Annotated in this window: 21 protein-coding genes and 1 pseudogene; 13 read left to right on the top strand and 9 right to left on the bottom strand. The window is 73.1% G+C overall.

Features of this window, described 5'->3' with window-relative positions:
• Genes ACFQVC_RS16365 through ACFQVC_RS16340 form a run of 6 tightly spaced genes read left to right on the top strand, consistent with a single transcriptional unit; the run spans position 1 to position 5,964 of the window.
• Positions 1 to 1,080 (top strand): MraY family glycosyltransferase, encoded by a 1,080-nt coding sequence (locus ACFQVC_RS16365; RefSeq protein WP_381831159.1) that lies wholly within the window; start codon positions 1 to 3, stop codon positions 1,078 to 1,080.
• 5 nt (positions 1,081 to 1,085) lie between these two features.
• Entirely contained in the window at positions 1,086 to 1,919 is an 834-nt protein-coding gene (locus ACFQVC_RS16360; protein ID WP_381831158.1) for a WecB/TagA/CpsF family glycosyltransferase, read from the top strand.
• Entirely contained in the window at positions 1,916 to 2,659 is a 744-nt protein-coding gene (locus ACFQVC_RS16355; protein WP_381831157.1) for an FkbM family methyltransferase, read from the top strand. Before ACFQVC_RS16360 ends, ACFQVC_RS16355 begins: the two co-directional genes overlap by 4 nt.
• Entirely contained in the window at positions 2,656 to 3,834 is a 1,179-nt protein-coding gene (locus tag ACFQVC_RS16350; RefSeq protein WP_381831156.1) for a glycosyltransferase family 4 protein, read from the top strand. Before ACFQVC_RS16355 ends, ACFQVC_RS16350 begins: the two co-directional genes overlap by 4 nt.
• A complete protein-coding gene (locus ACFQVC_RS16345) occupies positions 3,831 to 4,946 on the top strand; it encodes a glycosyltransferase family 4 protein (RefSeq protein WP_381831155.1) in 1,116 nt (371 codons plus the stop codon). Before ACFQVC_RS16350 ends, ACFQVC_RS16345 begins: the two co-directional genes overlap by 4 nt.
• Entirely contained in the window at positions 4,936 to 5,964 is a 1,029-nt protein-coding gene (locus ACFQVC_RS16340) for an LCP family protein (protein ID WP_381831154.1), read from the top strand. The genes ACFQVC_RS16345 and ACFQVC_RS16340 overlap by 11 nt, the downstream gene beginning before the upstream one ends.
• Before the next feature lie 36 nt (positions 5,965 to 6,000).
• On the opposite strand, the gene ACFQVC_RS16335 is transcribed toward ACFQVC_RS16340, so the two are convergent.
• The 7 genes and pseudogenes from ACFQVC_RS16335 to ACFQVC_RS16305 all read right to left on the bottom strand — a co-directional run bounded on the left by ACFQVC_RS16335 (position 6,001) and on the right by ACFQVC_RS16305 (position 14,177).
• On the bottom strand, positions 6,001 to 7,017 hold the full coding sequence (locus tag ACFQVC_RS16335) for a glycosyltransferase family protein (protein ID WP_381831153.1): 1,017 nt from the start codon (positions 7,015 to 7,017) through the stop codon (positions 6,001 to 6,003).
• Entirely contained in the window at positions 7,014 to 8,174 is a 1,161-nt protein-coding gene (locus tag ACFQVC_RS16330; protein WP_381831152.1) for a glycosyltransferase family 4 protein, read from the bottom strand. Before ACFQVC_RS16330 ends, ACFQVC_RS16335 begins: the two co-directional genes overlap by 4 nt.
• Positions 8,175 to 8,203: 29 nt before the next feature.
• Positions 8,204 to 9,652 carry an oligosaccharide flippase family protein gene (locus ACFQVC_RS16325; protein ID WP_381831151.1) on the bottom strand — a complete coding sequence of 483 codons (1,449 nt, stop codon included), beginning with the start codon at positions 9,650 to 9,652 and terminating at the stop codon, positions 8,204 to 8,206.
• A 175-nt stretch (positions 9,653 to 9,827) separates the two neighbouring features.
• Complete coding sequence (locus ACFQVC_RS16320; RefSeq protein WP_381831150.1) at positions 9,828 to 10,910, bottom strand: glycosyltransferase family protein; 1,083 nt, start codon at positions 10,908 to 10,910, stop codon at positions 9,828 to 9,830.
• Between the two features lie 158 nt (positions 10,911 to 11,068).
• Positions 11,069 to 12,055 (bottom strand): annotated as a pseudogene (gene gmd, locus ACFQVC_RS16315) (GDP-mannose 4,6-dehydratase); the annotation flags it as partial.
• Positions 12,034 to 13,344, bottom strand: coding sequence for a hypothetical protein (locus ACFQVC_RS16310; protein WP_381831149.1), 1,311 nt, complete (start codon positions 13,342 to 13,344; stop codon positions 12,034 to 12,036). The gene ACFQVC_RS16310 and the pseudogene gmd, both read right to left, overlap by 22 nt.
• Positions 13,335 to 14,177: a glycosyltransferase family 2 protein gene (locus tag ACFQVC_RS16305; RefSeq protein ID WP_381831148.1), complete on the bottom strand. Its 843-nt coding sequence runs from the start codon at positions 14,175 to 14,177 to the stop codon at positions 13,335 to 13,337. The genes ACFQVC_RS16310 and ACFQVC_RS16305 overlap by 10 nt, the downstream gene beginning before the upstream one ends.
• A 96-nt stretch (positions 14,178 to 14,273) precedes the next feature.
• On the opposite strand from ACFQVC_RS16305, the gene ACFQVC_RS16300 reads away from it, so the two are divergent.
• Genes ACFQVC_RS16300 through ACFQVC_RS16285 form a run of 4 tightly spaced genes read left to right on the top strand, consistent with a single transcriptional unit; the run spans position 14,274 to position 18,191 of the window.
• The gene (locus tag ACFQVC_RS16300; RefSeq protein WP_381831147.1) at positions 14,274 to 15,338 is read left to right on the top strand and encodes a GDP-L-fucose synthase family protein; all 1,065 of its coding nucleotides are present in this window, start codon (positions 14,274 to 14,276) and stop codon (positions 15,336 to 15,338) included.
• Entirely contained in the window at positions 15,317 to 16,765 is a 1,449-nt protein-coding gene (locus ACFQVC_RS16295; protein ID WP_381831146.1) for a tyrosine-protein kinase domain-containing protein, read from the top strand. Before ACFQVC_RS16300 ends, ACFQVC_RS16295 begins: the two co-directional genes overlap by 22 nt.
• Complete coding sequence (locus ACFQVC_RS16290) at positions 16,762 to 17,673, top strand: hypothetical protein (protein WP_381831145.1); 912 nt, start codon at positions 16,762 to 16,764, stop codon at positions 17,671 to 17,673. The genes ACFQVC_RS16295 and ACFQVC_RS16290 overlap by 4 nt, the downstream gene beginning before the upstream one ends.
• A complete protein-coding gene (locus tag ACFQVC_RS16285) occupies positions 17,670 to 18,191 on the top strand; it encodes an arsenate reductase/protein-tyrosine-phosphatase family protein (RefSeq protein ID WP_381831144.1) in 522 nt (173 codons plus the stop codon). Before ACFQVC_RS16290 ends, ACFQVC_RS16285 begins: the two co-directional genes overlap by 4 nt.
• Before the next feature lie 69 nt (positions 18,192 to 18,260).
• On the opposite strand, the gene ACFQVC_RS16280 is transcribed toward ACFQVC_RS16285, so the two are convergent.
• Both ACFQVC_RS16280 and ACFQVC_RS16275 read right to left on the bottom strand, forming a co-directional pair.
• Positions 18,261 to 19,187 (bottom strand): polysaccharide deacetylase family protein, encoded by a 927-nt coding sequence (locus ACFQVC_RS16280; RefSeq protein WP_381831143.1) that lies wholly within the window; start codon positions 19,185 to 19,187, stop codon positions 18,261 to 18,263.
• Positions 19,184 to 20,032: a class I SAM-dependent methyltransferase gene (locus ACFQVC_RS16275; protein WP_381831142.1), complete on the bottom strand. Its 849-nt coding sequence runs from the start codon at positions 20,030 to 20,032 to the stop codon at positions 19,184 to 19,186. Before ACFQVC_RS16275 ends, ACFQVC_RS16280 begins: the two co-directional genes overlap by 4 nt.
• 220 nt (positions 20,033 to 20,252) lie before the next feature.
• Here ACFQVC_RS16275 and dnaK point away from each other — a divergent pair, with 220 nt between their 5' ends.
• Genes dnaK through dnaJ form a run of 3 tightly spaced genes read left to right on the top strand, consistent with a single transcriptional unit; the run spans position 20,253 to position 24,040 of the window.
• A complete protein-coding gene (gene dnaK, locus ACFQVC_RS16270) occupies positions 20,253 to 22,133 on the top strand; it encodes a molecular chaperone DnaK (RefSeq protein ID WP_381831141.1) in 1,881 nt (626 codons plus the stop codon).
• Positions 22,130 to 22,804, top strand: coding sequence for a nucleotide exchange factor GrpE (gene grpE / locus ACFQVC_RS16265; protein ID WP_381831140.1), 675 nt, complete (start codon positions 22,130 to 22,132; stop codon positions 22,802 to 22,804). Before dnaK ends, grpE begins: the two co-directional genes overlap by 4 nt.
• Positions 22,805 to 22,849: 45 nt before the next feature.
• A complete protein-coding gene (dnaJ, locus tag ACFQVC_RS16260) occupies positions 22,850 to 24,040 on the top strand; it encodes a molecular chaperone DnaJ (protein ID WP_381831139.1) in 1,191 nt (396 codons plus the stop codon).
• Position 24,041 lies beyond the last annotated feature (1 nt).

The following is a 24,041-nucleotide window of genomic DNA, read 5'->3' as shown; positions in this document are numbered from 1 at the left end:
ATGCTCTACGGCATCGTGGCCGCCGTCGCGGCCCTGCTCATGACCGCCGTGCTCACCGGCTTCGTCCGCAAACTCGCCCTGCGCGCCGGACTCGTCGACCGCCCCGCCGTCCGCAAGGCGCACACCCGGCCCACCCCGCACCTCGGTGGCGTCGCGGTCGTCGCGGGCACCGTCACCGTGGTCTGCACCGGCTACGCGCCGCTCGGCCCCGGCATCGCACCGCTCCTCGCCGCCGCCGGCGCGGTCGCCCTGATCGGCCTCGTCGACGACCTCAAGCCGCTCGGCGCCCGGCCACGCCTGGCCGTCGAGACCGGCGCCGCGATCACCGTCGTGTACGGCAGCGGGCTCTCCGTCGCGGCCGCGGTCCTCGCCGTCGGCTGGATCGTCCTGATCACCAACTCCTTCAATCTCCTTGACAATTCGGACGGCGCGATGAGCACCGTCGGCGTCGTCACCGCCCTCGGTCTCGCGCTCTGCGCCGCCGCCGAGGGCCGCGCAAGCCTGGCCCTGCTGCTGTGCGTCCTGGCCGCCGCGCTCACCGGCTTCCTCACCCAGAACTGGCACCCCGCCCGGATCTTCCTCGGCGACTGCGGCTCGCTGTTCACCGGCTTCGTCCTCGCCTCGGCGGCGGTGCTCGTGCACACCGGGCACGACGCGCTGCCCAGCGCGGTCGGCCTGTTCGCCCTCACCGTGGTCGTCACCGCCGACACCGCCCTGGTGCTGCTCTCCCGCCGCCGCGCCCGCCGCCCGGTCTTCATCGGCGGCACCGACCATGTCGCCCACCGGCTGCGCCGCCTCGGCTTCACCGTGCCGGGCGCCGCCGTGGTCCTCGGCGCGGTGGCGTTCGCGGGGGTGCTCACCGGGGTGCTCGTGCACCGCGGAGTGATGGGCCCGATGGCCGTGACCCCGCTGATGCTGGCGATGGTCGCCGGGGTCTGGGGCCTCCTGAAGGTCCGGGTGTACGCACCCGCGGGCGGCCGGCGTCCCGCACGGCCCAGGGTGGCCAAGGTGGCCCACCCGCGCAGCCCGCGGACCGCGGCCCGCCGCTCCCGCACGGCCGCCGACCTGGCGAGGGGCTGAGCACCGTGACGATCACAAGCCCGCCGGACCCGGCCCCGGGGCCGGTCGCCCCGCTCACCGGCGCCGCCGTCGCCGCCGCGACCGTGCCCTGCGCGGGCGTCCCGATCGCCGCGATCACACCCGCACAGGCCGCGGCCGCCGTCGTCCGCCTGGCCGTCTCCGGTGTCACCGCGGACGTCCACCTCTTGAACGCGTACTCGCTGGCCGTCGCCGACACCGACCCGGTCCTCAAGCACCGGCTGTGCGAGGCGACCCTGAACCTCCCCGACGGACAGGGCGTCGTCTGGGCCAACCGCCTCACCCACCGCGACCGCACCCTGCCCCGCGACCGCGTCTACGGCCCCGATCTGTTCCTCGACGTCTTCCGCACCGGCCAGCAGGTGGGCCTGCGGCACTATCTGCTCGGCTCGACGCGCGAGGTCCTCGACCGGCTCGCCGCCGAGCTCCTGGCCCGCTATCCGCGCGCCCGGATCGTCGGCACCGAGGCCCCGCCGTTCCGTGAACTCACCGACGAGGAACGGCGGTCACAGGCCGTACGGATCGCGGCCAGCGGCGCCCAGGTCGTCTGGCTCGGCCTCGGCACCCCCAAGCAGGACCACGAGGCGGCCCTGCTCGCGGCCACCGCGTCCGGGCATCCGTGTGTGTACGTCGCGGTCGGCGCCGCCTTCGACTTCGTCTCGGGCAACAAGCCGCAGGCACCGCGGTGGATGCAGGACGGCGGCCTGGAGTGGCTGTTCCGGCTGTGCAGCGAGCCGCGCCGGCTGTGGCGCCGGGTCCTGTGGGGCCATCCCCGGTTCATCAGGGCAGCATGCAGAGGATTCAGAGGAGTGCGCACATGACCACCCTTCTCCACCGGGTGCGCGGCGTCGCCCAGCGCTTCGGCGTCGACATCGCCCGCTACCCCGCCACCTGGTCGGGGCCTCAACTCGTCCAGCTCATCGAGCGGTTCGAGGCCGATCTGGTCCTCGATGTCGGCGCGCACGCGGGCGGCTACGGCACCATGCTGCGGCGCAGCGGCTACCGCGGCCGGATCGTGTCCTTCGAACCGCTCGACGGGCCGCGCGCGGAGCTGCAGCGGGCCGCCGCCGACGACGCCACCTGGAGCGTGCTGCCCTACGCCCTCGGCGACGAGAACGGCAGCACCGTCATGAACGTCGCGGGCAACTCCGGCGCGAGCAGCTCCGTCCTGCCGATGCTGCCGCGCCACCGCGAGGCCGCCCCGCACGCCCAGTACGTGGCCCGGCAGAGCGCCGAGGTGCGGCGCCTGGACGAGCTGTGGGAGCAGGTCGTGGCACCCGGTGAGCGGGTCTTCCTCAAGCTGGACGTGCAGGGCTACGAGGCCCATGTGCTGCGCGGCGCGGGCGAGTACGCCGACGAACTCGCGGGCCTGCAGCTGGAGACGTCGTTCGTGCCGCTGTACGCGGACGGGCTGCTGTTCAACGAGGCACTCGCCTTCGCGCAGCACACCCTCGGGATGTCCCTGATGTCGATCGTGCCGGGCTTCACGGACCCGAAGTCGGGCCAGATGCTCCAGTGCGACCTCGTGATGTTCCGCGAACAGCGGCCGGCCGCGGCATGACCCTGCGGATCGCGGTCGTCCACAGCTTCTACCGGATGTCCGTGCCGGGCGGCGAGAACATCGTGCCCGTCGACCAGGTGGCGGCGCTGCGCCGCGCGGGCCACGACGTGCACCTCGTCTCGGTCGGCACGGACGACGTGCAGGACCGCCCGCTGCACGCACTGCGCTGCGCGGCGAGCGTCGCCACCGGGCGGGGCCGCTCCCCCCTCGACGCCCTGCGCGCCCTCGCCCCGGACGTCGTGCACGTCCACAACCTCTTCCCCAACTACGGCCGCTCCTGGGCCGACGGCTGGCCGGGCCCCCTGGTCACCACGCTGCACAACTACCGCCCCCTGTGCGCGAACGCCGTCCTCTACCGCGACGGCGCGACCTGCACCCGCTGCCCCGACGGCGACCGCTGGGCGGGCCTGCGCCACGGCTGCTACCGCGACTCGCGCCCCGCCACCCTGCCGCTCGCCTGGGCGAACAGGGGCGGACCCGCGGCCGATCCGCTGCTTCGGCGCGCGGACCGGGTGATCGTGCTCTCGGAGCTGGCGCGCGCCACGTACGAGAAGGCGGGCCTCGCGGCCGGGAAGATGACCCTGATCCCCAACTTCGCGCCCGACGCGGGCAGTTCCCTCCGGGCCGCCGACCCCCCCTGGGTGTACGTCGGCAAGCTGATCCCCGAGAAGGGCATCCTCGACCTGCTGCGGCGCTGGCCCGCGGACCAGCCCCTCGACGTGATCGGCAGCGGCCCCCTGGAGGCCGACTGCCGGGCCGCCGCCCCCGCCCGTGTCCGCTTCCTCGGTGCGCTGCCCCGCACCGAAGTGCAGCAACTCCTGCCGCGCTACCAGGGGTTGGTCTTCCCGGGCCGCTGCTACGAAGGCGCCGTGCCGCAGGTGTACTGCGAGGCCCTGGCCGCCGGAGTCCCGGTGCTCGGCCTCGAGGGCTCCGCCGTGCCGCTCGCCGTCCGCGCCGAGGGCACGGGCATGACCGCGTCCTGGGACGAGCCCCTGGCCGGGCTGCTGCACACCGCCGCCGCCCGCTTCCCCGGGCTGCGGGCGCACTGCCGCACGGTGTACGAGAGCTCCTACGCGGAATCCGTGTGGCTGGAGCGAATGGAGCGCCTCTACTCCGGCCTGTGCGGCGCCGACCGTGCGGCGGCCCGGCGCAGGCCCGCTGGGGATCCGGTATGAGCACCCGCCGTGCCACGGTCCTGCTGCCCTACCTCACCCCGTACCGGCTGCCCTTCCTGCGCCACCTGGACCATGAACTCGCGTGTCGCGGAGTGGAGTTGACGGTCGCACACGGCGCCGCCACCGGCCTGTCCGCCGTCCGGCAGGCCGCCGCGGGACCCGCGCTCCCCGGCGCCGTGCCGCTGCGCCAGCATGTGGCCAGGGCCGGTGGCCGTGAGCTGATCTGGCACCGGGTCGGGCGACTCGCGCGCGAAAGCGACGTCCTCGTCCTGCCGCAGTCCCTGCACCATCTGCGCCTCTACCCGCTGCTCGCCCACCGGCCCCGGCGGATCGGCCTGTGGGGTCACGGCGCCACCCACGTCTCCGCCCACGGCCGCTCCGCGCAGTGGGCCAAGGCGGCACTGACCCGGCGGGCCGGCTGGTTCTTCGCGTACACCGACACGGGCGGCGCCTATGCGCGCACCGCGGGCCTGCCGCCCGAGCGGATCACCGTCGTACGCAACTCCCTGGACACCACGGCCCTCGTCGCCGCCCGCCGCCGCGTCACGCCCGAGGCCCAGGACCGGGCACGGCAGCGCTACGGCCTGACCCCCGGCCGCACCGGCCTCTACATCGGCGGGCTCGACGAGCTCAAACGCATCCCGTTCCTGCTCGAAGCGGCCGAGCGGATCGCCGCCCGCGTCCCCGGCTTCCGCCTCCTCGTCGCCGGTGACGGAGTCCAGCGCGAACTGGTCGAGCGCTCATCCGTCGCCGTCTACGCGGGCCGTGCGGACGACGACGGCAAGGCGCTGCTCGGTGCCGTGTCCGACGTGATGCTGGTGCCGGGGGCGGTCGGCCTGTGCGCGGTCGACTCCTTCGCTCTCGAAACCCCCCTCGTCACGACCCCATGGCCCTATCACGGACCGGAGTTCGGCTACCTGGAGCACGCACGGAACGCCCTCGTCGCCCCCGACGAGCAGTACGCCGACCGCGTCGCCGAACTCCTCACCCGCCCCCGACTCTCGGCCGCCCTGCGCCGCGCCTGCCGCTGCGACGCGGCGCGCTACACGGTCGAGTCCATGGCCGCACGTTTCGCCCACGGCATCGAAGGGCTGCTCACCCATGCCACTTGAGGACCGCACCCGCCGCATCCTGCGCCGCACCGCCATCACCGCAGGCGCGGCCCTGCTCGCCCTGGCCGGGGTGGGCTGGCTGCTCTACGCCAAACTCGACAGCAACATCCGCACCGACACCGCCACCGACCGCGCCCTGCGCGCGGACCACGGCTCGCGCCCCGAACGGCCCGCGGGCCAGGCCCGGAACATCCTGCTCCTGGGCACCGACAGCCAGGCCAACTGGGGCTCCACACGCGCGGACACGGCGATCCTCCTGCACCTGTCCGCTGACCGCCGCCGCGCCTCCATGACGAGCGTGCCGCGCGACATGATGGTCGACATCCCCAGCTGCGTACGCCCCGACGGCGGCCGCACGGAACCCGAGTACGCGCAGTTCAACTGGGCCTACGAACGCGGCGGCGCGGCCTGCTCCATCCGTACCTTCGAGAAGTTCAGCGGTATCCGCGTCGACCACCACCTGGTCGTGGACTTCTCCGGCTTCATGAAGGTCGTGGACGCGGTCGGCGGCGTGGACGTGGACGTGGCCGAGCCGATCAGCGAACCCGAGTACGGCATCACGCTCCAGCCCGGCCGCCAGCGCGTACAGGGCAAGGACGCCCTGGTCTTCGTCCGCACCCGGCAGGGCGTCAGCGACGGCAGCGACCTTCAGCGCATCGAGCGCCAGAAGGGCTTCATGCGGGCCCTCGTCGACAAGATCACGGACACCGGCACCCTGACGAGTCCCTCGCGGGTCTACCCGCTCCTCGACGCGGCCACGTCCTCGCTCACCGCCGACGGCGGCATGGACTCACCGGCCGAGCTGTACTCGCTCCTGAAGAGCGCCCGTTCGATCCCGCCGTCCGAGCTGCGGATCGTCACGGTCCCGTGCGTGGAACACCCCGACTACCAGGGCCGCTACAAGATGGTCCCCGACCAGGGCAAGTCACTGTTCGCCGCCCTTCGTTCGGACAAGGAGCTGCCCGGCCGGCTCTACAACGCGTACACGAAGGACGGCCAGCGGAACGAGCCGTACTGAGCGCTCCGCGCAAGACCGTCCGGGCGGAGGTCTGGGTCAGCGGTCCCAGGGAGCCCCGCGGGGCGGCGTGAGCGGCAGATACGGGGCCAGCATGTGCCGCAGGGCGTGGGTCTCGGTGAGGTGGCCGAGGGCCCAGCGGCGCATGCGGGCCGCCCGGCGGAGCAGTGCCCCGGGGTCCTGGGCCAGCAACTCGCGTACCACGGAGGCCGCTTCGGCCGGGGTGTCCAGGAGGTGCAGGCCGTCATCGGGGCCCGGGAGCCACTCCAGGTCCGGGTGGCGGGACGAGACGTGGACGCGGCCCGACGCCATGGCGATGGGCAGGCGGTCGGAGTAGAACCCGGGGTAGGCGCGATAGCGGTTCCAGCCGGCGGTGATCAGGGCGCGGCGCATCGCGGCCTGCTGCTGGAAGTAGGGGACGGGGCCGTGGGCGTGCGGGCCGCGCCAGCCCTTGCCGTACACGTGCAGGCCCGAGTGCGGCAGGCGACTCAACTGGCGTACGAGTGCGGCGCGTTGGCGGTCGTCGCGGACCAGCTCAAGGCCGCAGTACGTCATACGGGTGCCGAGCAGCGCGACCCCCGTGGGCCGGGCCGTGGCCGTTTCGTCGGCGGCGAAGGCGAGCGGCACGGTGTTGGGCACGTAGCGCACGGGGCGCCCGCAGGCGCGGTGCAGCAGCTCGGCCTGCGGGCCGTGCGCGACGCTGAACACCGTCTCCGCGCGCCGCATCCACGCCACGTTGCGGGCCCGCAACGGCTTGCCGCGTCCGCCCCAGGCGTCGCCCTCCCACACCACGAGGGGCGGCGAGCCGAGGCGGTGCAGCAGTCCGGTGACCTCACGGTCGGTCCAGGGCGTGGGCTGCGGGGACTGCAGGAGGACGAGGGCGGGGCGTTCGCCGTCGGTGAGTGCGGCGGCCGGGTCGCGTTCGGCGGCGGGGATGACGCAGCGGTGCCGCAGGACGCCTTCGCGGGCCAGCTCGGTGAAGCCGCGCACGAAGCTGTTGTCGGTGCCGTAGCAGCGGTCTTCGTTGCTGATGTGCAGGACGAGGGGCGCGGTCATACGGGGAGCTCCTCGGTGAACCAGTCCAGGTAGGCGCGGGCGGTGTCCTCCAGGCGGAAGTGACGCTCGATCCGGGCGCGGGCGCGGGCGCCGAGTGCCGTGCGGCGCTCCTCGTCGCGGGCCAGGGAGAGCATCGCGGCGGCGATCAGACCGGGGCGGTCGATGTCCGTGAGGACTCCCGTGTCGCCGACGAGCCACGGCACGCCGCCACTGCGCCGCCCCCCGATCACCGGGATACCCAGGCCCATGGCCTCCGCGCACACCATCGGGCAGGCCTCCACGCGCGAGGGGTGCAGCAGCACATGGGCCTCGGCGGCGAGCCGGCCGAGGGCGGTGGCGTGCGGCACGTAGCCGGCGAACTCCACTCCCTGGGCGAGGCCCCGGGGTCGCGCCCAGGTGTGCGCGGGGCCTCCGTCCTCGTGGCCCGCGCCCAGCAACAGCAGTCGTGCGTCCGGGAGTTCGGCGCGTACGAGGGCGAACGCACGCAGTCCCGCGGCTGCGTTCTTCAGGCGGCCCCAGCCCTGCAGGGCCATCGCGAACACCGGCCGGTCGCCGGGCGGCGGCGCCGACGGGGCGGGCAGGGCGGCGAGGTCGTGGCCGTTGGGGATCGTCAGGACCGGGCGCCGCACGCCGAGGCAGCGCCTCAAGTGGCGGGCGGTGTAGGGGCTGACGGCACTGAGCGCGTGGGCGCGGTGCACGACCGGGGCCGCCAGGGAGTGCCGCAGCCAGCGGTAGGCGCTGCGCATCTCCCAGGCGCAGCGCAAAGGCGCGTCGTGCGCCGTGACGAACGCGGGGCGGCCGCAGGTGACGGCGGCGTGGGCGTACTCGTACGTCCAGTGGGCGCTGATCAGATCCGTGGGGTGGTCACGGAACGCGGCCGTCAGGCCGAGCCGTTCGGCGCGGAACAGATCGCGCGCCTCTCCGGCGGTGCGGCGCGGTACGACGACGAGCCGCAGCCGCCCGTCGCCGTGGCTGTCGTACACCTGCCGCTCCCGCGCCCCGTGCCCGAGGGCGAACACGGTGACACGGTGGCCGCGCCGCCACCACGCATGGACCAGGCCCCCGGTCACGGGGCCGCCGGAGACGGCGGGCAGCGGCCGGGCGAACAGCGGCCGCAGCAGATCCAGGTCCACCGGTCCGGTCAGGCCGATGTGCATGAGCGGGCTCCGTTCAGGTGGCGGGCGTCTCAGGTGGCGGGTGTCAGGGTTCGGGTGTGCCGCCGGGGGATCAGGCCGCGGCGTACGACGACCTCGACGACGGGCAGGCGGGAGCGCAGCGGCCAGCAGGCGGCGGCCACGGCGAGGACCGCGGCCGTGGAGCCGAGGGCGCCGGCCGGGGCGGCCAGGTGGCCCGCGGCGCACAGGGCGGTTCCGGCCGTGGCGTGCGCGGTGTGGGCGCGCAGCAACGGGCGGACGGCGACGACCTGTTGGGACAGCCAGCGCTTGAGCTGGACCGCGTGGCCGAGCGCGGGCGCGGCCGTGGCCAGGGCGAGGACGGTCACGCTGCGGGTGAGCGCGGCCAGGGCCAGAAGGGCGAGCGTGGCCGCGACGACGGCGCTCTGCGCGGTGACGCAGGCCCTGGGGTCGCGCCGCACCTCGTCCAGGGAGATACCGGCCGAGTACAGCAGGGCGCAGGCCGCTCCTACGGCGAGGGCGGGCAGCAGGGCGGCGGCGGTGTCCCAGCCGGGCCCGAGCAGCAGGCCGAGGCCGCCGGGCCCGGCGCCCGCGACGGCGCCGAAGCCGAGGAACGCGGCGGCCGACGCGGCGCACATCAGGTCGTGCACCGTCTGCCGTGGCACCCGCCCGGAGTGCGCGGCCCGCGCCTCGGCGAGCACGGGTGCCGTGGCCCGCTGCAGCCCGGTGGCCAGGGCGGTGAGGGGGATGCCGGTGCACAGGGAGGCACGGGAGAGATGGCCGGTGGCGGTGGGCCCGAAGAGCGCCCCCGAGCACCACAGGGGGGCGTTGTTGGTGAGGGACTGCGCGAGGTTCAGACCGGCGAAGAACCCGGACTGGCCGAGGAGTTCACGGGGTGGCACGCGCTCCCCGTCCGGGAGGGCCCGTGGCCGCGCGAGCAGCGCACCGGTGAGCAGCACCAGGCAGCTCACGGGCCCGGTGGCGGCCAGACCCCACGGGGACCAGCCCGCACCGAGGAGGGTGAGCCCCGCGGCGCAGCCCGTGATCTGCCCGCAGGTCTCCAGGAGCGCGGCGGCCCTGGCCCGGCCGATACGGCGCAGGGCGGCCAGGGCCACGGACGCGGCGGGCCCGAGAAGGAGCTGCAGGGCGAGCAGGCGGAGCAGTCCCACGGCTTCGCTGCCGTGCCACCGGGCGGCGGCGAGCAGGGCCACACCCTGGACGGCGGCGCAGCAGACCAGACCGGTCTGGGCGGCCACGAGCCAGGCGCCGCGCAGCAGTTGCCGGGTGAGGACATCGGCGCGCAGCAGGCAGGTGGCGAGCCCGGCGTTGGAGAAGTGGCCGAAGACGGTGATGACGGTGGCGGCGAGGGCGTACTGCCCGAAGGTCGCGGGGCTGACCAGGCGGGCCGTGCAGGCGGTGTAGCCGAGCAGCACGAGGACGGCGGCGACGGACCCCGCGTAACTCCAGCCGAGCCCGCGCAACACGACGCGACCCCCGCTCACGCCGGAACCCCGCTCAAGCCCGGAACCGCGTTGAAGCCCCGGACCCCATTCACGTCCGGTCGCCCGCTCAAGCCCGGAACCGCGTTGAAGCCCCGGACCCCGTTCACGTCCGGTCGCCCGCTTACGCCCGGACCCCCGCTTACGCCCGGACCCCCGCTCAAGCCCGGACCCCCGCTCACGCCGGTACCAGTGCGTCCATGGCCCCGATGGCCGCCCATGGGTCCGCGGGCGGTGGGGCCACGTTCACGTGTGAACTGAGCATGTAGCGCAGGGCGTTGAGTTCGGTGAGGCGGCCGCGGACCCACTCGTGTCCGGCGAGGCCCGCCGTGTGCAGTTCGTCCGGGTCGCCGCGAAGGAGCGTCCGTACCCGGTCGACGGCCTCGTCCACGGAGTCGACCAGATGCAGTCCGTGCTCGGTGCCGGGCAGCCAGTCGGTCTCCGGGGGGCGGGTGGTGACATGCGGGCGGCCCGCGTACAGGCTGATGGGCAGCCGGTTGGAGACATAGCCGGGGCGGCCCTGGAAGTGGTCCCAGTTGGCGGTGATCCGGGCGGTGCGCAGGGCGCCGAGCTGGTCGTCGAAGGGGACGGGACCGAGCGCGCCGGGGCCCCGCCAGCCGGGCCCGTGCACCGCGAACCGGCAGTCGGGCAGCTGCTGCAGGGCGCGGACGAGCCGCTGCCGCTCCCGCGCCCCGTCGAGCCGCTCCAGAACGCCGAGGCGCACGAAGCAGCTGCCGATGTGCATGACGTCATGGGCGGCTTCGGCGGGCGGCGGCACCGGGTCGGCGCCGGTGTCCCACAGGCGCTGCGGCACGGTCTGGGCGATATAGCGCACCGGCTGCCGGGTGAACCGGCCGAGCAGCCGGGCCTGTTCGCCCATACCGACGGTGAACACGTCGTCCGCGCGCCGCAGCCAGGCCTTGAGCGCGGGCGCCAACGGTTTGCGTCCGCCCCAGGCATCGCCCTCCCACATGATCACGGTGGGGCCGCCGGCCGCCCGCAGGAGCTGGGCCACGTTCTCGTCGGTCCAGGGGAAGGCGCTGGGGGACAGCACGAACAGCACGTCGGGACGCATCTCCTGGATGATCTGGCGGATCGTGGCCAGGGCCCGGGTACGGCCGTTCGCGAGGTGGGCGAGGGGGACGACGGGCAGATGGCGCAGGGCGTCCGTGGCGGCCAGCTCGGCGAAGGCGCGGCCGAAGTTGAGGCGCGGCCCGTAGCAGGTGTCGTTGCTGATCTGGACGACGACGGGCGGGGTCACAGGGCCGGTTCCTCGATCTTCGGGGCGCGGGCGCCCGGTGTGTCCTCCGTGAGCTGCGGGGCGCGGGCGCCCGGTGTGTCCTCCGTGAGCTGCGGGGCGCGGGCGCCCGGTGTGTCCTCCGTGAGCTGCGGGGCGCGGGCGCCCGGTGTGTCCTCCGTGAGCTGCGGGGCGCGGGCGCCCAGTTCGGCGTCCGTCATGATCCGGGCCAGCTCGGGCGCGAGCACGGTCGGCGTCCAGCCGAGCTCGCGGGCGGCCTTGCCGGCGTCGCCGACCAGGTCGGGTACCTCGGCGGGTCTCAAATACCGTTCGTCGAAGCGGACATGGCGCTCCCAGTCGAGCCCGGCGTGCGCGAAGCAGTAGCCGAGGAAGTCGCGGACGCTGTGGCTGGTGCCGGTGGCGACCACATAGTCGTCGGGGGTGTCGCGCTGCAGCATCCGCCACATCGCGTCGACGTATTCGGGTGCGTAGCCCCAGTCGCGGCGGGCCTCCAGATTGCCCAGGTGAAGGAGGTCCTGCTCGCCGCGGGCGATCCGGGCCGCCGCCCGGGCGATCTTGCGGGTCACGAAGGTCTCGCCGCGGCGCGGTGACTCGTGGTTGAAGAGGATGCCGTTGACGGCGTGGATGCCGTACGCCTCCCGGTAGTTGCGGGTGATCCAGTACGCGTACACCTTGGCGGCGGCGTACGGCGAGCGCGGGTGGAAGGCCGTGGACTCCGACTGCGGGGGCGGTGTGATGCCGTACATCTCGGAGCTGGACGCCTGGTAGAAGCGGCACGGCAGGCCGGTCATGCGGATGGCTTCGAGCAGGCGCGTGGTGCCGAGGCCGGTGGTGGCGCCGGTGAACTCGGGCTCGTCGAAGGAGACCCGGACATGGGACTGGGCTGCCAGGTGGTAGACCTCGTCGGGCCGGATGTGTTCGAGCAGGGTCACGATGCGGGAGCCGTCGGCGAGGTCGCCGTAGTGGAGTCTCAGGCGCGCTCCGGGTTCGTGCGGGTCCTGGTAGAGATGCTCGATCCGGGCCGTGGAGAAGGTCGATGAGCGGCGGATCAGGCCGTGCACCAGGTAGCCCTTGGAGAGCAGCAGTTCGGCCAGATAGGAGCCGTCCTGTCCGGTGATGCCGGTGATCAGCGCGGTGCGACGGGACATGGCGGCTCCTGTGTCTGGGGTGCGGGGAAGGCCACGGGGGAGGCGGCGGTGGGCAGCGGGGCGCGGGTGAGGGCGAGCGTGAGGCCGATGAGGATGGCCTGCTCGGGGTAGAGGGGGCAGGTCATGCCGAAGGCGAGCTGACCGGCGACGAGCAGCCGGAGCAGGGGCCCTTCGGGGATGCGGGCGGCGTCCTTCCACATCCGCAGGAACAGCAGCAGCAGGGCGCCGACGCCGAGCAGGCCGAGGTGGAGCAGGACGTCGAGGTAGGCGTTGTGCGAGGACAGATTGACGACCACGCCGTCCATGAGGCGCTCGAAGCCGGAGCCGAAGGGGCGCCCGGTGAGCCACTCCACCGGGCCGCCCACGGTGGGCAGGAGCGCGAGCCAGCCGGCCACGCGCCAGGAGAGGGTGGTGTCGTCCTGGCTGGAGGCGAGCAGCCCGTCGGCGAGGGAGCCGCCGAGGCCGAGCAGGCCGACGAGCAGGACCGCGGCCGCGGCCGTCGCGGCCTTGGCGAACGAGGTGAGCCGTGACGTGTGGGCGCGGCGGGTGAGCAGCAGCCCGGCGAGCATCACGACGAGGGCGGCCCAGGCGGTGCGGAACTGCAGCAGGACGACGGTGAGCACCAGGGCGGCCGCCGCGCAACGTACCGCGGGTGACCGGCCCTTGAGGAAGAGCAGCAGCACCGCGGCCTGCGCGATGATCAGGGCCGCGGGCGCGCCGAGCGGCCGGGACTCGGAGACGACACCTCCGATGAGGACGCCCTGGCCGGCCCCGCCGATCCCGATCGAGACCCACCACAGGGTGGCCGCGGCACACAGCACGGCCGCGCAGCCGAGCCAGATCCGGGTGACGGTGACGAGGGCCGCGCGGGTCGGGGGCAGCGTCGCCGCGTACAGCGTCACCGCGCCCAGCTGGAACAGGCCGCGTGCCTCGACACCGGCGGGGCCGAGCCCGAAGTCCGGGATGCCGCGCAGCGCGGACCAGGCCCACATCGCCGCGAAGGCGAACAGGGCGCCGAGCGCGGGGTGGGCGCCGCGTGCGGTGCCCGCGAGGCGGACGGCGCCGGCGCACAGCAGGCACAGGGCGACCAGGTCGGAGGCCATCAGGTCGATGCCGATGCCGACGAGTCCGCCCGCGCCGCCCTGCTGCAGCAGTTCCCAGAGGCGTACGGCCGCGTACAGGCCGATGCCCCAGGCGTAGAAGCGCCGGCAGCTCCACATGAGGAGCCCGCAGACCAGCAGCCCGGTCGTGCCGAGCAGCACCCCGGAGGGATCGAGGATCAGCTCCACCGGGCCACCGCCGTCCGGGCCGCGGTCTTCACATACGGCGACACCATCAGGACCGGCGCCCAGGGCCAGCCGTGCCGCAGGCAGTACACCCACCAGGCGCGGGGCGGCAGTTCACGCACGGAGGTCATCCGGCGCAGCGCCTCGCGCACCGGGAGGCCGGGTTCGCGGGAGCCGGTCAGGGGCGGGTTGCTGTCGCAGGCGCCGACGTGCCGGGGCGCCACATAGGCGGGCACGCCGAGCTTGCGGGCGCGCAGGCCGTGGTCGTAGTCGCCCATGCCGTGCGGGAAGCGACGGTCGATGTCGCCGACGCGCTCGCGCACCGCGCGCGGCAGGAGTACGACGTTTCCGTTGTACGTGTCGCAGGGCTCGGCCCGTCCGCTGGGCTCGACCAGGGCGAGCCGGCGGCCGCGGCGGCCGGAGTAGGTGGTGCGGGCGGCGTCGTGGGCGCGGACGGCGCCGACGATCACGGCGTCCGGATGGTCCTGAGAGGCCGTCAGGAGGTGGGCCACGGCGTCGTCGTGGAGGGTGACGTCGTCGTTGAGCCAGAGCTGGTGGGTCCAGGGCGCGCTGTCGGCACCACGGCTGTTGCGGCTGGCGATACGCATGCCGTGGCCCCAGAACACCTCGGTGCCCACGCTCATCAGGTGGACGCCGGGGTGGTGGCGGCGTACGGCCTCGGGGGTGCCGTCGGTGCTGCCGGCGTCGACCAGATAGACGCGGATCGCACCGCCTTCGGGCAGACCGCGCTGGCGCGCGAGGGCGTCGAGGGCGGAAAGGGTGGTCGTACGGCGATTGTGACTGGTCATCAGAACAGCTAGCTGCGGCGGCACCACATGGACTCCTTGCGTCGGGTGCTACCGGAAGAGTGCCGCATGTCTGGCTAATCTCATGGTTTGGACATACCGGTACGAATCGGATGGGGCGTCAGTTTGGAACTCCGGGATCCCGCACGCGTCGGCACCGAGGAGCCGGTCGGCGCCGCGCAACGCCGTGCACTCGACCGCACCGCCCGGGTGCATATCGCCGGCCACCGCGGACTGGTCGGCTCGGCCCTCGTGCGGCACCTCACCAAGGAGGGCTTCGGCGATCTGCTGCTGCGCTCATCGGCCGTCACCGATCTGCGTGACCGTGACGCCGTCCGCCGCCTCTACGCCGCCGAGCGCCCGCGGGCCGTGATCCTGGCCGCGGCCCGTGTCGGCGGGATCGCCGCCAACGCCGCGAAGCCCGTGGACTTCCTCTCCGACAACCTGCGCATCCAGCTCAACGTCCTGGACGCGGCCCGCGAATTCGGCGTCGAGCGGCTGCTCTTCCTCGGCTCCAGCTGCATCTACCCCAAGCACGCCCCGCAGCCCATCCCCGAGTCGGCCCTGCTCACCGGCGCGCTCGAAGCCACCAACGACGCCTACGCCATCGCCAAGATCGCGGGCCTCCTTCATGTCCAGGCGCTGCGCCGGCAGTACGGACTGCCGTACATCTCCGCGATGCCCACCAACCTCTACGGCCCGGGCGACAACCTCGACCCGCGCACCTCGCACGTCCTGCCCGCGATGCTGCAGCGCACCCACGAGGCCCACGCCCGGCGGGCCTCCCGCATCACGCACTGGGGCAGCGGCACCCCCCGCCGTGAGTTCCTGCACGTCGACGACCTGGCCCGGGCCTGTCTGTTCCTCCTGGAGCACTACGACGGCGACGCCCCCGTGAACGTGGGCACCGGCGAGGACATCGAACTGCGTGAACTCGCCGCCCTCATCGCGACGACCGTCGGCTACCGCGGCTCCGTCGACTGGGACACCACACGCCCCGACGGCACCCCGCGCAAGCTCCTCGACACCACCCGGCTCACCGCCCTCGGCTGGAAACCGGAGATCACCCTGCGCGAGGGCCTCGACCAGACCTACGCCTGGCTCAGGACCCGCCACCTGGACCCCCGCGCCCATGACCCACTCTTGACCCCACTCTTGAGGAGCACACCGTGGACCTCCGCGGATTTCTGAAGGTCATCGCGAGACGCTGGCCCGTCGCCCTCGTCTGCCTCCTGCTCGGCACGGCCGCCGGATGGACCGCGACGGCCCTGTCGACCCCCGTCTACGAGGCCCGCGCCCAGCTCTTCGTCGCCGCCCGCGTCGGCGCCGACACCACCCAGCTCAACCAGGGCCAGAGCTTCTCGCAGGCCCGCGTCCAGTCGTACGCGGCGATCGTCGCCACCCGGCAGGTGACCGCGCCCGTCGTGCAGGAACTACGGCTCGACCGCAGCCCTGAGCAGCTCGGCTCGCAGATCAGGGCCGAGGCCCCGCTCAACACCGTGCTGATCAACATCAGCGTCTCCGACACCAGGGCCGACCGCGCCGCGAAGATCGCCAACTCCGTGTCCCTGCACTTCGCGGACGCCGTCGAACGCCTGGAGACCCCGCCGGGCAACCACCTCGCCCCGGTCTCCCTCGGCATCACCCAGCAGGCCGCGAAGCCCGCCGCCCCGGTCTCGCCGAACGGCATGCTCAACCTCGCGGCGGGACTGCTCGGCGGCCTCCTGCTCGGCGCCGCGCTCGTCGTGCTCCTGGAGACCCTGGACACCAGCCTCAAGAACAGCGAGGCACTCGGCGACCTCGTCAAGCTGCCCGTGCTCGGCACCATCCCCTTCGACAGCCACGCCCCCGACCAGCCGCTCGCCAACGCCGACTCCGCGCACTCCCCACGCGCCGAGGCCTTCCGCCGGCTGCGCACCAACCTGCAGTTCGCCCAGGTCGACGACCGTCCACGGGTGCTCGTGGTGACCAGCTCGCTGCCCGGCGAGGGCAAGACCAACACCGCCGCCAACCTGGCACTCTCGCTCGCCGAGGCCGGTGTCGGCACCTGCCTCGTCGACGCCGACCTGCGCCGCCCCTGTGTGGCCCGCACCTTCGGCCTGGTCCAGGACGCCGGGCTCACCACCGTCCTGATCGGCCGCGCGGGCCTGGAGGACGTCATGCAGCAGGGCCCCGGCGGGCTCGCGGTCCTCGCCAGCGGCGCCGTACCGCCCAACCCGACCGAGCTGCTCGCCTCCGACCGCATGGGCGAGACCCTGCGCGAACTCGCCGGGCGCTACGAGGCCGTGATCGTCGACACCGCCCCGCTCCTGCCCGTCGCCGACACCGTCGGCCTCGCCCCCCTCGCCCAGGGCGCGCTGCTCGTCGTACGCGCCTCCAAGACCTCCCGCGACCAGGTCCGCACCGCCGCCGACGCGCTGCGCACGGTGGGGGTACGCACCCTCGGCACGGTCTTCAGCATGGCGCCGCTGGCCAAGTCCAAGAAGTACGGCGGCGCTTACGGGAGTTACGGCGAGTCCGTACCCGCCACCCGTGGCCGCACCATGCCGCCGCCGCGCCCCGGCCGGATCCGGCCACGCGACGGCGTCGCCCTGACCCACCTGGCGGGCGACAAGTGACCGCGGTCGCCGTCGCGTTCACCCCGCAGAGCGCCCGGGCCGAGATGTACTACCGGGCCCTGTCGGTGACCCTTGCCTCCGTCCGCCGCTGGCACCCGGGTCTGCGCACCGTCCTGGTCACCGACACCGAACCCCCGCCGTACGTGAGGGAGTTCGCCGAGGTCCGGTTCACGGCCTTCCGGCACCGGCCGCCGGAGGGATTCGTCACCGAGCCGATGCGCGGCTGCCTCTACACCCTCGACGCCCTTGACGCCCTGGCCGGCGATGACACCCTCCTCGTCGACCCCGACGTGCTGTGCACGGCGCCCCTCGACGGCCTGTTCGCCCGGGCCGGCGACAAGCTCGGGGCCTATCCCCTGGAGGTCGCCCCGGAGCATGACATCTACGGCCAGACCCGCGCGGGCGCCGCGGTGCTCCATCAACTCCTCGGCACCGACGGCGCGTTGCCGCCCCTGCACTACGGCGGCGAGTGCTACTGGATCCCGGCCGGCCGCGCCCCGGAACTCCGCCACGCCACAGACCGTGCCTGGCGCCTCTCCCTCTCCCGGCACGCACGCGGAGAGACCTGGCTGCCCACGGAGGAGCATCTCCTGGGGTACGGACTGAACACGCGCCCGGTGGTCGACCTGTCGCCCTACGTACGCCGCGTCTGGACCGCGTCCCGCTACCGCACCGTCGACGGCTCCGAACACACCCTTCCCCTATGGCATCTGCCGGCCGAGAAGAACCGTGGATTCCAGACGCTGTATGCGGCGGTCGTGGACCGCTCCTCGTGGTTCTGGAGCACGCGGCGTGCGGAGTTCGTGGCCCGGGCCGGACGTGTGCTCAGCGTCACCGGGCGCACTCCCGGCAAGCTGGTCCGCGACGGCCTCGGCCAGGCCGTACAGCTGATGGCGGCCGCGCGGTGAAGGTCCTCTTCGTCTGCACGGGCAATGTGCACCGCTCCGCCCTCGCCGAGCGCCTCCTGGCCCTGCACGCCCCCTCCGTGCAGTCCGCCGGCGCGGGTACGGAGGCGACGCACACAGCGGGCATGGACGCCGCGACCCGCTCCGTCCTGGCCGAACTGGGCGGCAACGGCCGTGATTTCACCTCACGGCGGCTGACCCCCGACCTTGTCGAGGACGCGGGCCTGGTCCTCGGCCTGGCGCGCGAGCACCGCGAGGCGGCGGTCCGCCTCTGCCCCGCGGCGTTGCGCCGCACCTTCACGCTCCGCGAGTTCGTCCGGCTCGCGTCCCCCGGCGGCACCCCGGCGGAGGTCGTGGCGCGTGCGGCGGCGGCCCGGGGGACGGTGCCCCCCGGGGCGGACGACATCGCGGATCCGTGGGGCGCGGGGTACGACGCCCTGCGGGCGTGCGGCGCGGAGATCGACGGGCTGGTGCGGGACCTGGCACGGATCCTCCTCCCCCTCCACGCCCCGGCCCGGTAGTCGCGCGGGGCGGGGGCGGGGAGGGCTTGGGCGCGGGGCCCGGAGCGGAGTCCGGGGCGGGGTTCCCGGTTACGGGAAAGGGCGGGTCCGGGGAAGAGCGCCGACCCGCCGAAGCCCGCTCACCGCTCCGCGCCCCGTCCGGTACACCGCCGGCTGCAGGCCCGAAAGGACCGTCTCGAAGCGGGCGGGTGTCGTCAGCGTCGACACCCGCAGCCGGCTCAGGCGCAGCGGATGCTGCAGGCCGGGCGCCGCGAGCCGGTGGTCGCACAGGAGCCCCGTCCGGTACCCCGCCTGCGCGAGCAGCCGCTCCGCGCGCGCGTCGAAGTCCCCGTTCGGATACGCGAAGGACGTGGGCGCCTGCCCGAGGTGTCCGGCCAACAGGGTGTGCGCGTCGAGGACTTCGGAACGTACGACCGCCTCCTCGCACCGGTTGAGGCAGGGATGCGTCAGCGTATGGCTGCCGATCTCCACGCCGCCGTCCCGAAGGGCCCGCAGCTCCGCGGCCGTCAGCTGCGGATGGCGCGGGCGCGGCGGTCGGGCCGCGAGCACCCGGCGGCGCTCGGCGTCGGGCAGCTGCTTGACCGCGTACGCCTGCTCCGCGTCGAGCCCGTCCCACCAGAAGGGCTCGTCGGTGCCGATGAGGGCGGCGACGACATAGGCGACGGCGGGGATCCGGCGGGCCGCGAGCAGGGGAAGGCCGTGGGTGTAGAGGGACCGGTCGCCGTCGTCGAAGGTGAGCAGCACGCTGCGCGGAGGCAGCGGCGCACCCTCGTACACCGCCGCCTCGACCTGCCGCAGGGACACGGGCGTCGCGCACCGGGCGAGCCGGTCGAGCTGGGCGGCGAACGCGGCCGGGTCCTCGATGGAGTGGTAGCAGAGCACGGCGAGCCGGGTGGCGGCCCGGGAGCGGAACCAGGCCTGCGCGGGGGAGCGTCGCAGCGCGCGGTCGAGGCCGTGCCAGCGCTCGTAACGCTGGTACCAGGCGGTGAGGTTCATCGCACCGTCCCGGTGGGCGCGGGGAACGAGGCCCCGTACCCCTCACCGGGGTGCCAGTGGCCCGCCGGGTCCTCGCGGAAGTGCAGAAACGTCCGGCCGGTGCGCTCGGAGAAGTCGGCGAGCGAGGTCAGCCAGTGGCTGGTGGTGGACAGGATGATGCCGCGGGGGCTCAACGCCCGCTCTGCGGCGGCCAGTTCGGCGCTTTCGTGGGCGTCGCCGACGTAGGTGTCCAGGAGCAGCAGATCGACGCTGCCCGCGGGCTGTGCGGCGAGCGCGGCGACCGAGTCGCCGATGACGCGGTCGGTCACCGCGGCGTAGCGGCCCTCGCGGGTCAGCTCCCCCGACTGCGGGTCGATGTCGACGGTGGTGAGGCGGCCGCAGCCGTTGCGCAGCAGGGCCGCGGCGATCAGGCAGCTGGTGATGCCGCGGTGCACTCCGGCCTCGACGACATGGGCGGGGCGCAGGGACCGTACGACGGCGTAGGCGGCGGCTCTGCGGGCGTAGCGGACCAGGTGGTCGCAGGTGCGGCGGCGGGGGCTCGCGGCGAGCGTGGAGCGCAGATGCTCGCGCAGGGCACGGTCGGCCTCGGCCTCGTCGAGATGGGCGCGGACCTCGCCGACCGGCCGGCCGGTGACGGTCGCGGTGAACCAGGCCAGGTGCTCGCGGTTGACCGGCTTGAGGTCGTAGGTGAAGCAGGCGTTCTCGCGGGAGCGCAGCAGCCAGCTGCCGGAGCGCTTGAGGACATCGGCGTTGTAGCGGGCGACGGTGGCGAGACGGATCGGGAAGGCGGCGGCGGGGGCGAGGGGGCCGGCGGCGATACGGCGGGAGAAGGGGGTGGGTTGCACGGGCCTCAGGCTAGGAGGACATTTGGACAAATCGGACACATGGGGAGGGTGGGCGGCTCCGTGTCGCCACCCCGTGGGACGGTCACTGCAGGCTCAGGGGCCCCATGGTTGCCGCTAAAGGCGGGATAAAAGTTGAGTCGAGGCCACTCAGGTCTGTTGACTCCGGAAGATCCGTCATGCATCCTTGAGCCTGTTCCACTCAAGTCATGGAGGAATTGAAATGGCACGTGCGGTCGGCATCGACCTGGGCACGACTAACTCCGTCGTCAGCGTTCTGGAGGGCGGCGAGCCCACCGTGATCACCAACGCCGAGGGCGCCAGGACCACGCCGTCCGTCGTCGCCTTCGCCAAGAACGGTGAGGTGCTCGTCGGCGAGGTCGCGAAGCGTCAGGCGGTCACCAACGTCGACAGGACCATCCGGTCCGTCAAGCGTCACATGGGCACCGACTGGTCGGTGGACATCGACGACAAGACCTTCAACCCGCAGCAGATGAGCGCCTTCATCCTGCAGAAGCTGAAGCGCGACGCGGAGTCCTACCTCGGCGAGAAGGTCGTCGACGCGGTCATCACGGTGCCCGCGTACTTCAACGACTCCGAGCGCCAGGCCACCAAGGAGGCCGGTGAGATCGCGGGTCTGAACGTCCTGCGCATCGTCAACGAGCCCACGTCCGCCGCCCTGGCCTACGGCCTGGAGAAGGACGACCAGACGATCCTCGTCTTCGACCTCGGTGGCGGCACCTTCGACGTCTCGCTCCTGGAGATCGGCGACGGCGTCGTCGAGGTGAAGGCCACCAACGGCGACAACCACCTCGGTGGTGACGACTGGGACCAGCGCGTCGTCGACTACCTGGTCAAGCAGTTCAACAACGGCCACGGCGTGGACCTCTCCAAGGACAAGATGGCGCTCCAGCGCCTGCGCGAGGCCGCCGAGAAGGCGAAGATCGAGCTGTCCTCCTCCACGGAGACCACGATCAACCTGCCGTACATCACGGCGTCCGCCGAGGGCCCGCTGCACCTGGACGAGAAGCTCACGCGCGCTCAGTTCCAGCAGCTCACCAGCGACCTGATCGAGCGCTGCAAGACCCCGTTCCACAACGTCATCAAGGACGCGGGCATCCAGCTCTCCGAGATCGACCACGTCGTTCTCGTCGGTGGCTCGACCCGTATGCCCGCCGTCGCCGAGCTCGTCAAGGAGCTGACCGGCGGCAAGGAGGCCAACAAGGGCGTCAACCCGGACGAGGTCGTCGCCATCGGCGCCGCCCTGCAGGCCGGTGTCCTCAAGGGCGAGGTCAAGGACGTCCTGCTCCTCGACGTCACCCCGCTGTCCCTCGGTATCGAGACCAAGGGCGGCATCATGACCAAGCTGATCGAGCGGAACACGACGATCCCGACCAAGCGGTCCGAGATCTTCACCACCGCCGAGGACAACCAGCCGTCCGTGCAGATCCAGGTCTACCAGGGCGAGCGCGAGATCGCGGCGTACAACAAGAAGCTCGGGATGTTCGAGCTGACCGGTCTGCCGCCGGCCCCGCGCGGTGTCCCGCAGATCGAGGTCTCCTTCGACATCGACGCCAACGGCATCATGCACGTGACCGCGAAGGACCTGGGCACGGGCAAGGAGCAGAAGATGACCGTCACCGGCGGCTCCTCGCTGCCGAAGGACGAGGTCGACCGGATGCGCCAGGAGGCCGAGCAGTACGCCGAGGAGGACACCAAGCGCCGCGAGGCCGCCGAGTCCCGTAACCAGGGCGAGCAGCTCGTCTACCAGACGGAGAAGTTCCTCAAGGACAACGAGGAGAAGGTCCCGGGCGAGGTCAAGACCGAGGTCGAGGAAGCCGTCACCGAGCTGAAGGAAAAGCTCAAGGGCGACGACACGGCCGAGATCCGCACCGCCACCGAGAAGGTCCAGGCCGTCGCGCAGAAGCTGGGCCAGGCGATGTACGCCGACGCCCAGGCCGCGCAGGCCGCGGGCGGCGAGGCCCCGGGCGCGGACGCCCCGGGCGCCGAGCAGGCCCAGTCCGCGGACAACGCTGACGACGTCGTGGACGCCGAGATCGTCGACGACGAGAAGCCGAAGGACGCGAAGGGCGGCGCCGCATGACGGAGGAGACCCCGGGCTTCGACGAGCAGTCGCAGCAGCCCGACGTCCCCTCCGGCGACACCCCCGATGGCGCCGAGTCGAAGGCCGCCTCCCCCTCCGAAGAGGGGGAGGGGGCGGCCCCGGCCGGGGACGCAAGTGCAGCGAACGCCGGTCTGACGGCCCAGCTGGACCAGGTGCGCACCGCGCTCAATGAGCGCACCGCGGACCTCCAGCGGCTGCAGGCCGAGTACCAGAACTACCGCCGCCGGGTGGAGCGTGACCGGATCGCGGTCAAGGAGATCGCCGTGGCGAACCTCCTGACCGAGCTCCTGCCCACCCTCGACGACGTCGGCCGCGCCCGGGAACACGGGGAGCTGGTCGGCGGGTTCAAGTCGGTGGGGGAGTCACTGGAGACGGTCGCCGCGAAGATGGGCCTGCAGCAGTTCGGCAAGGAGGGCGAGCCCTTCGACCCGACGATCCACGAGGCCCTGATGCACAGCTACGCACCGGATGTCACGGAGACGACCTGCGTCGCGATCCTGCAGCCGGGGTATCGCATCGGCGAGCGCACCATCCGCCCCGCGCGGGTGGCCGTGGCCGAACCGCAGCCCGGCGCGCAGACCGTCAAGGAGTCCGAAGAGGGTTCCGCGGCGACGGACGACAAGGAGAGCGGTGGCCCGGACGAGGGCTGACGCGACCACGGCCGTTACCGGCAACTGGAAGGAGGGACGCCGGGGATGAGCACCAAGGACTTCATCGAGAAGGACTACTACAAGGTCCTCGGCGTCCCCAAGGACGCCACCGACGCCGAGATCAAGAAGGCGTACCGCAAGCTCGCGCGGGAGAACCACCCCGACGCCAACAAGAACAACCCCAAGGCGGAGGAGCGGTTCAAGGAGATCTCCGAGGCGAATGACATCCTCGGCGACCCCAAGAAGCGCAAGGAGTACGACGAGGCCCGCACCCTCTTCGGCAACGGCGGGTTCCGTCCCGGGCCCGGCGCCGGAGGCGGCGGCACCTTCAACTTCGACCTGGGCGACCTCTTCGGAGGCGGCGCCCAGGGCCAGGGCGGCGGTGCCGGCGGCGGCTTCGGCGGCGGCGGCCTCGGGGACGTCTTCGGCGGTCTGTTCAACCGCGGCGGCGCCGCGGGCACCCGGACCCAGCCGCGGCGCGGCCAGGACATCGAGTCCGAGGTCACGCTGAGCTTCACCGAGGCGGTGGACGGGGCCACGGTCCCGCTCCGGATGTCCTCGCAGGCTCCCTGCAAGGCCTGTTCGGGCACCGGCGACAAGAACGGCACACCGCGCGTGTGCCCGACCTGTGTCGGCACCGGCCAGGTCTCGCGGGGCGGCGGTGGCGGATTCTCGCTCACCGACCCCTGTGTGGACTGCAAGGGCCGCGGCCTCATCGCGCAGGACGCCTGTGAGGTCTGCAAGGGCTCGGGCCGTGCGAAGTCCTCCCGGACGATGCAGGTCCGTATCCCGGCGGGCGTCAGCGACGGCCAGCGCATCCGCCTTCGCGGCAAGGGCGCACCCGGTGAACGAGGCGGCCCGGCAGGAGACTTGTACGTGGTGGTCCATGTCGACGCCCACCCGGTCTTCGGCCGCAAGGGCGACAACCTCACCGTCACCGTGCCGGTCTCCTTCGCGGAGGCAGCACTCGGCGGCGAGGTGAAGGTGCCGACCCTCGGCGGTCCCGCCGTCACCCTGAAGCTCCCCGCGGGCACTCCCAACGGCCGCACCATGCGGGCCCGCGGGAAGGGCGCGGTGCGCAAGGACGGCACGCGCGGCGACCTTTTGGTCACCGTGGAGGTCGCGGTCCCGAAGGACCTGGCCCCCGAGGCGCGTGAAGCACTGGAGACCTATCGCAAGGCGACTGCGGACGACGATCCGCGGGCAGAACTGTTCCAGGCCGCGAAGGGAGCTTGAC

The organism is Streptomyces monticola, from assembly GCF_042665355.1.
GTDB classification, from domain to species: domain Bacteria; phylum Actinomycetota; class Actinomycetes; order Streptomycetales; family Streptomycetaceae; genus Streptomyces; species Streptomyces monticola.
This window is presented reverse-complemented; position numbering and strand designations above follow the sequence as displayed.

Excerpts from the sequence above, each read along its gene's own strand:
- ACFQVC_RS16365 (WP_381831159.1), top strand. The coding sequence starts at position 1 with ATGCTCTACGGCATCGTGGCCGCCGTCGCGGCCCTGCTCATGACCGCC.
- ACFQVC_RS16355 (WP_381831157.1), top strand. The coding sequence starts at position 1,916 with ATGACCACCCTTCTCCACCGGGTGCGCGGCGTCGCCCAGCGCTTCGGC.
- ACFQVC_RS16350 (WP_381831156.1), top strand. The coding sequence starts at position 2,656 with ATGACCCTGCGGATCGCGGTCGTCCACAGCTTCTACCGGATGTCCGTG.
- ACFQVC_RS16345 (WP_381831155.1), top strand. The coding sequence starts at position 3,831 with ATGAGCACCCGCCGTGCCACGGTCCTGCTGCCCTACCTCACCCCGTAC.
- ACFQVC_RS16340 (WP_381831154.1), top strand. The coding sequence starts at position 4,936 with ATGCCACTTGAGGACCGCACCCGCCGCATCCTGCGCCGCACCGCCATC.
- ACFQVC_RS16335 (WP_381831153.1), bottom strand. The coding sequence starts at position 7,017 with ATGACCGCGCCCCTCGTCCTGCACATCAGCAACGAAGACCGCTGCTAC.
- ACFQVC_RS16330 (WP_381831152.1), bottom strand. The coding sequence starts at position 8,174 with ATGCACATCGGCCTGACCGGACCGGTGGACCTGGATCTGCTGCGGCCG.
- ACFQVC_RS16280 (WP_381831143.1), bottom strand. The coding sequence starts at position 19,187 with ATGAACCTCACCGCCTGGTACCAGCGTTACGAGCGCTGGCACGGCCTC.
- dnaK (WP_381831141.1), top strand. The coding sequence starts at position 20,253 with ATGGCACGTGCGGTCGGCATCGACCTGGGCACGACTAACTCCGTCGTC.
- grpE (WP_381831140.1), top strand. The coding sequence starts at position 22,130 with ATGACGGAGGAGACCCCGGGCTTCGACGAGCAGTCGCAGCAGCCCGAC.
- dnaJ (WP_381831139.1), top strand. The coding sequence starts at position 22,850 with ATGAGCACCAAGGACTTCATCGAGAAGGACTACTACAAGGTCCTCGGC.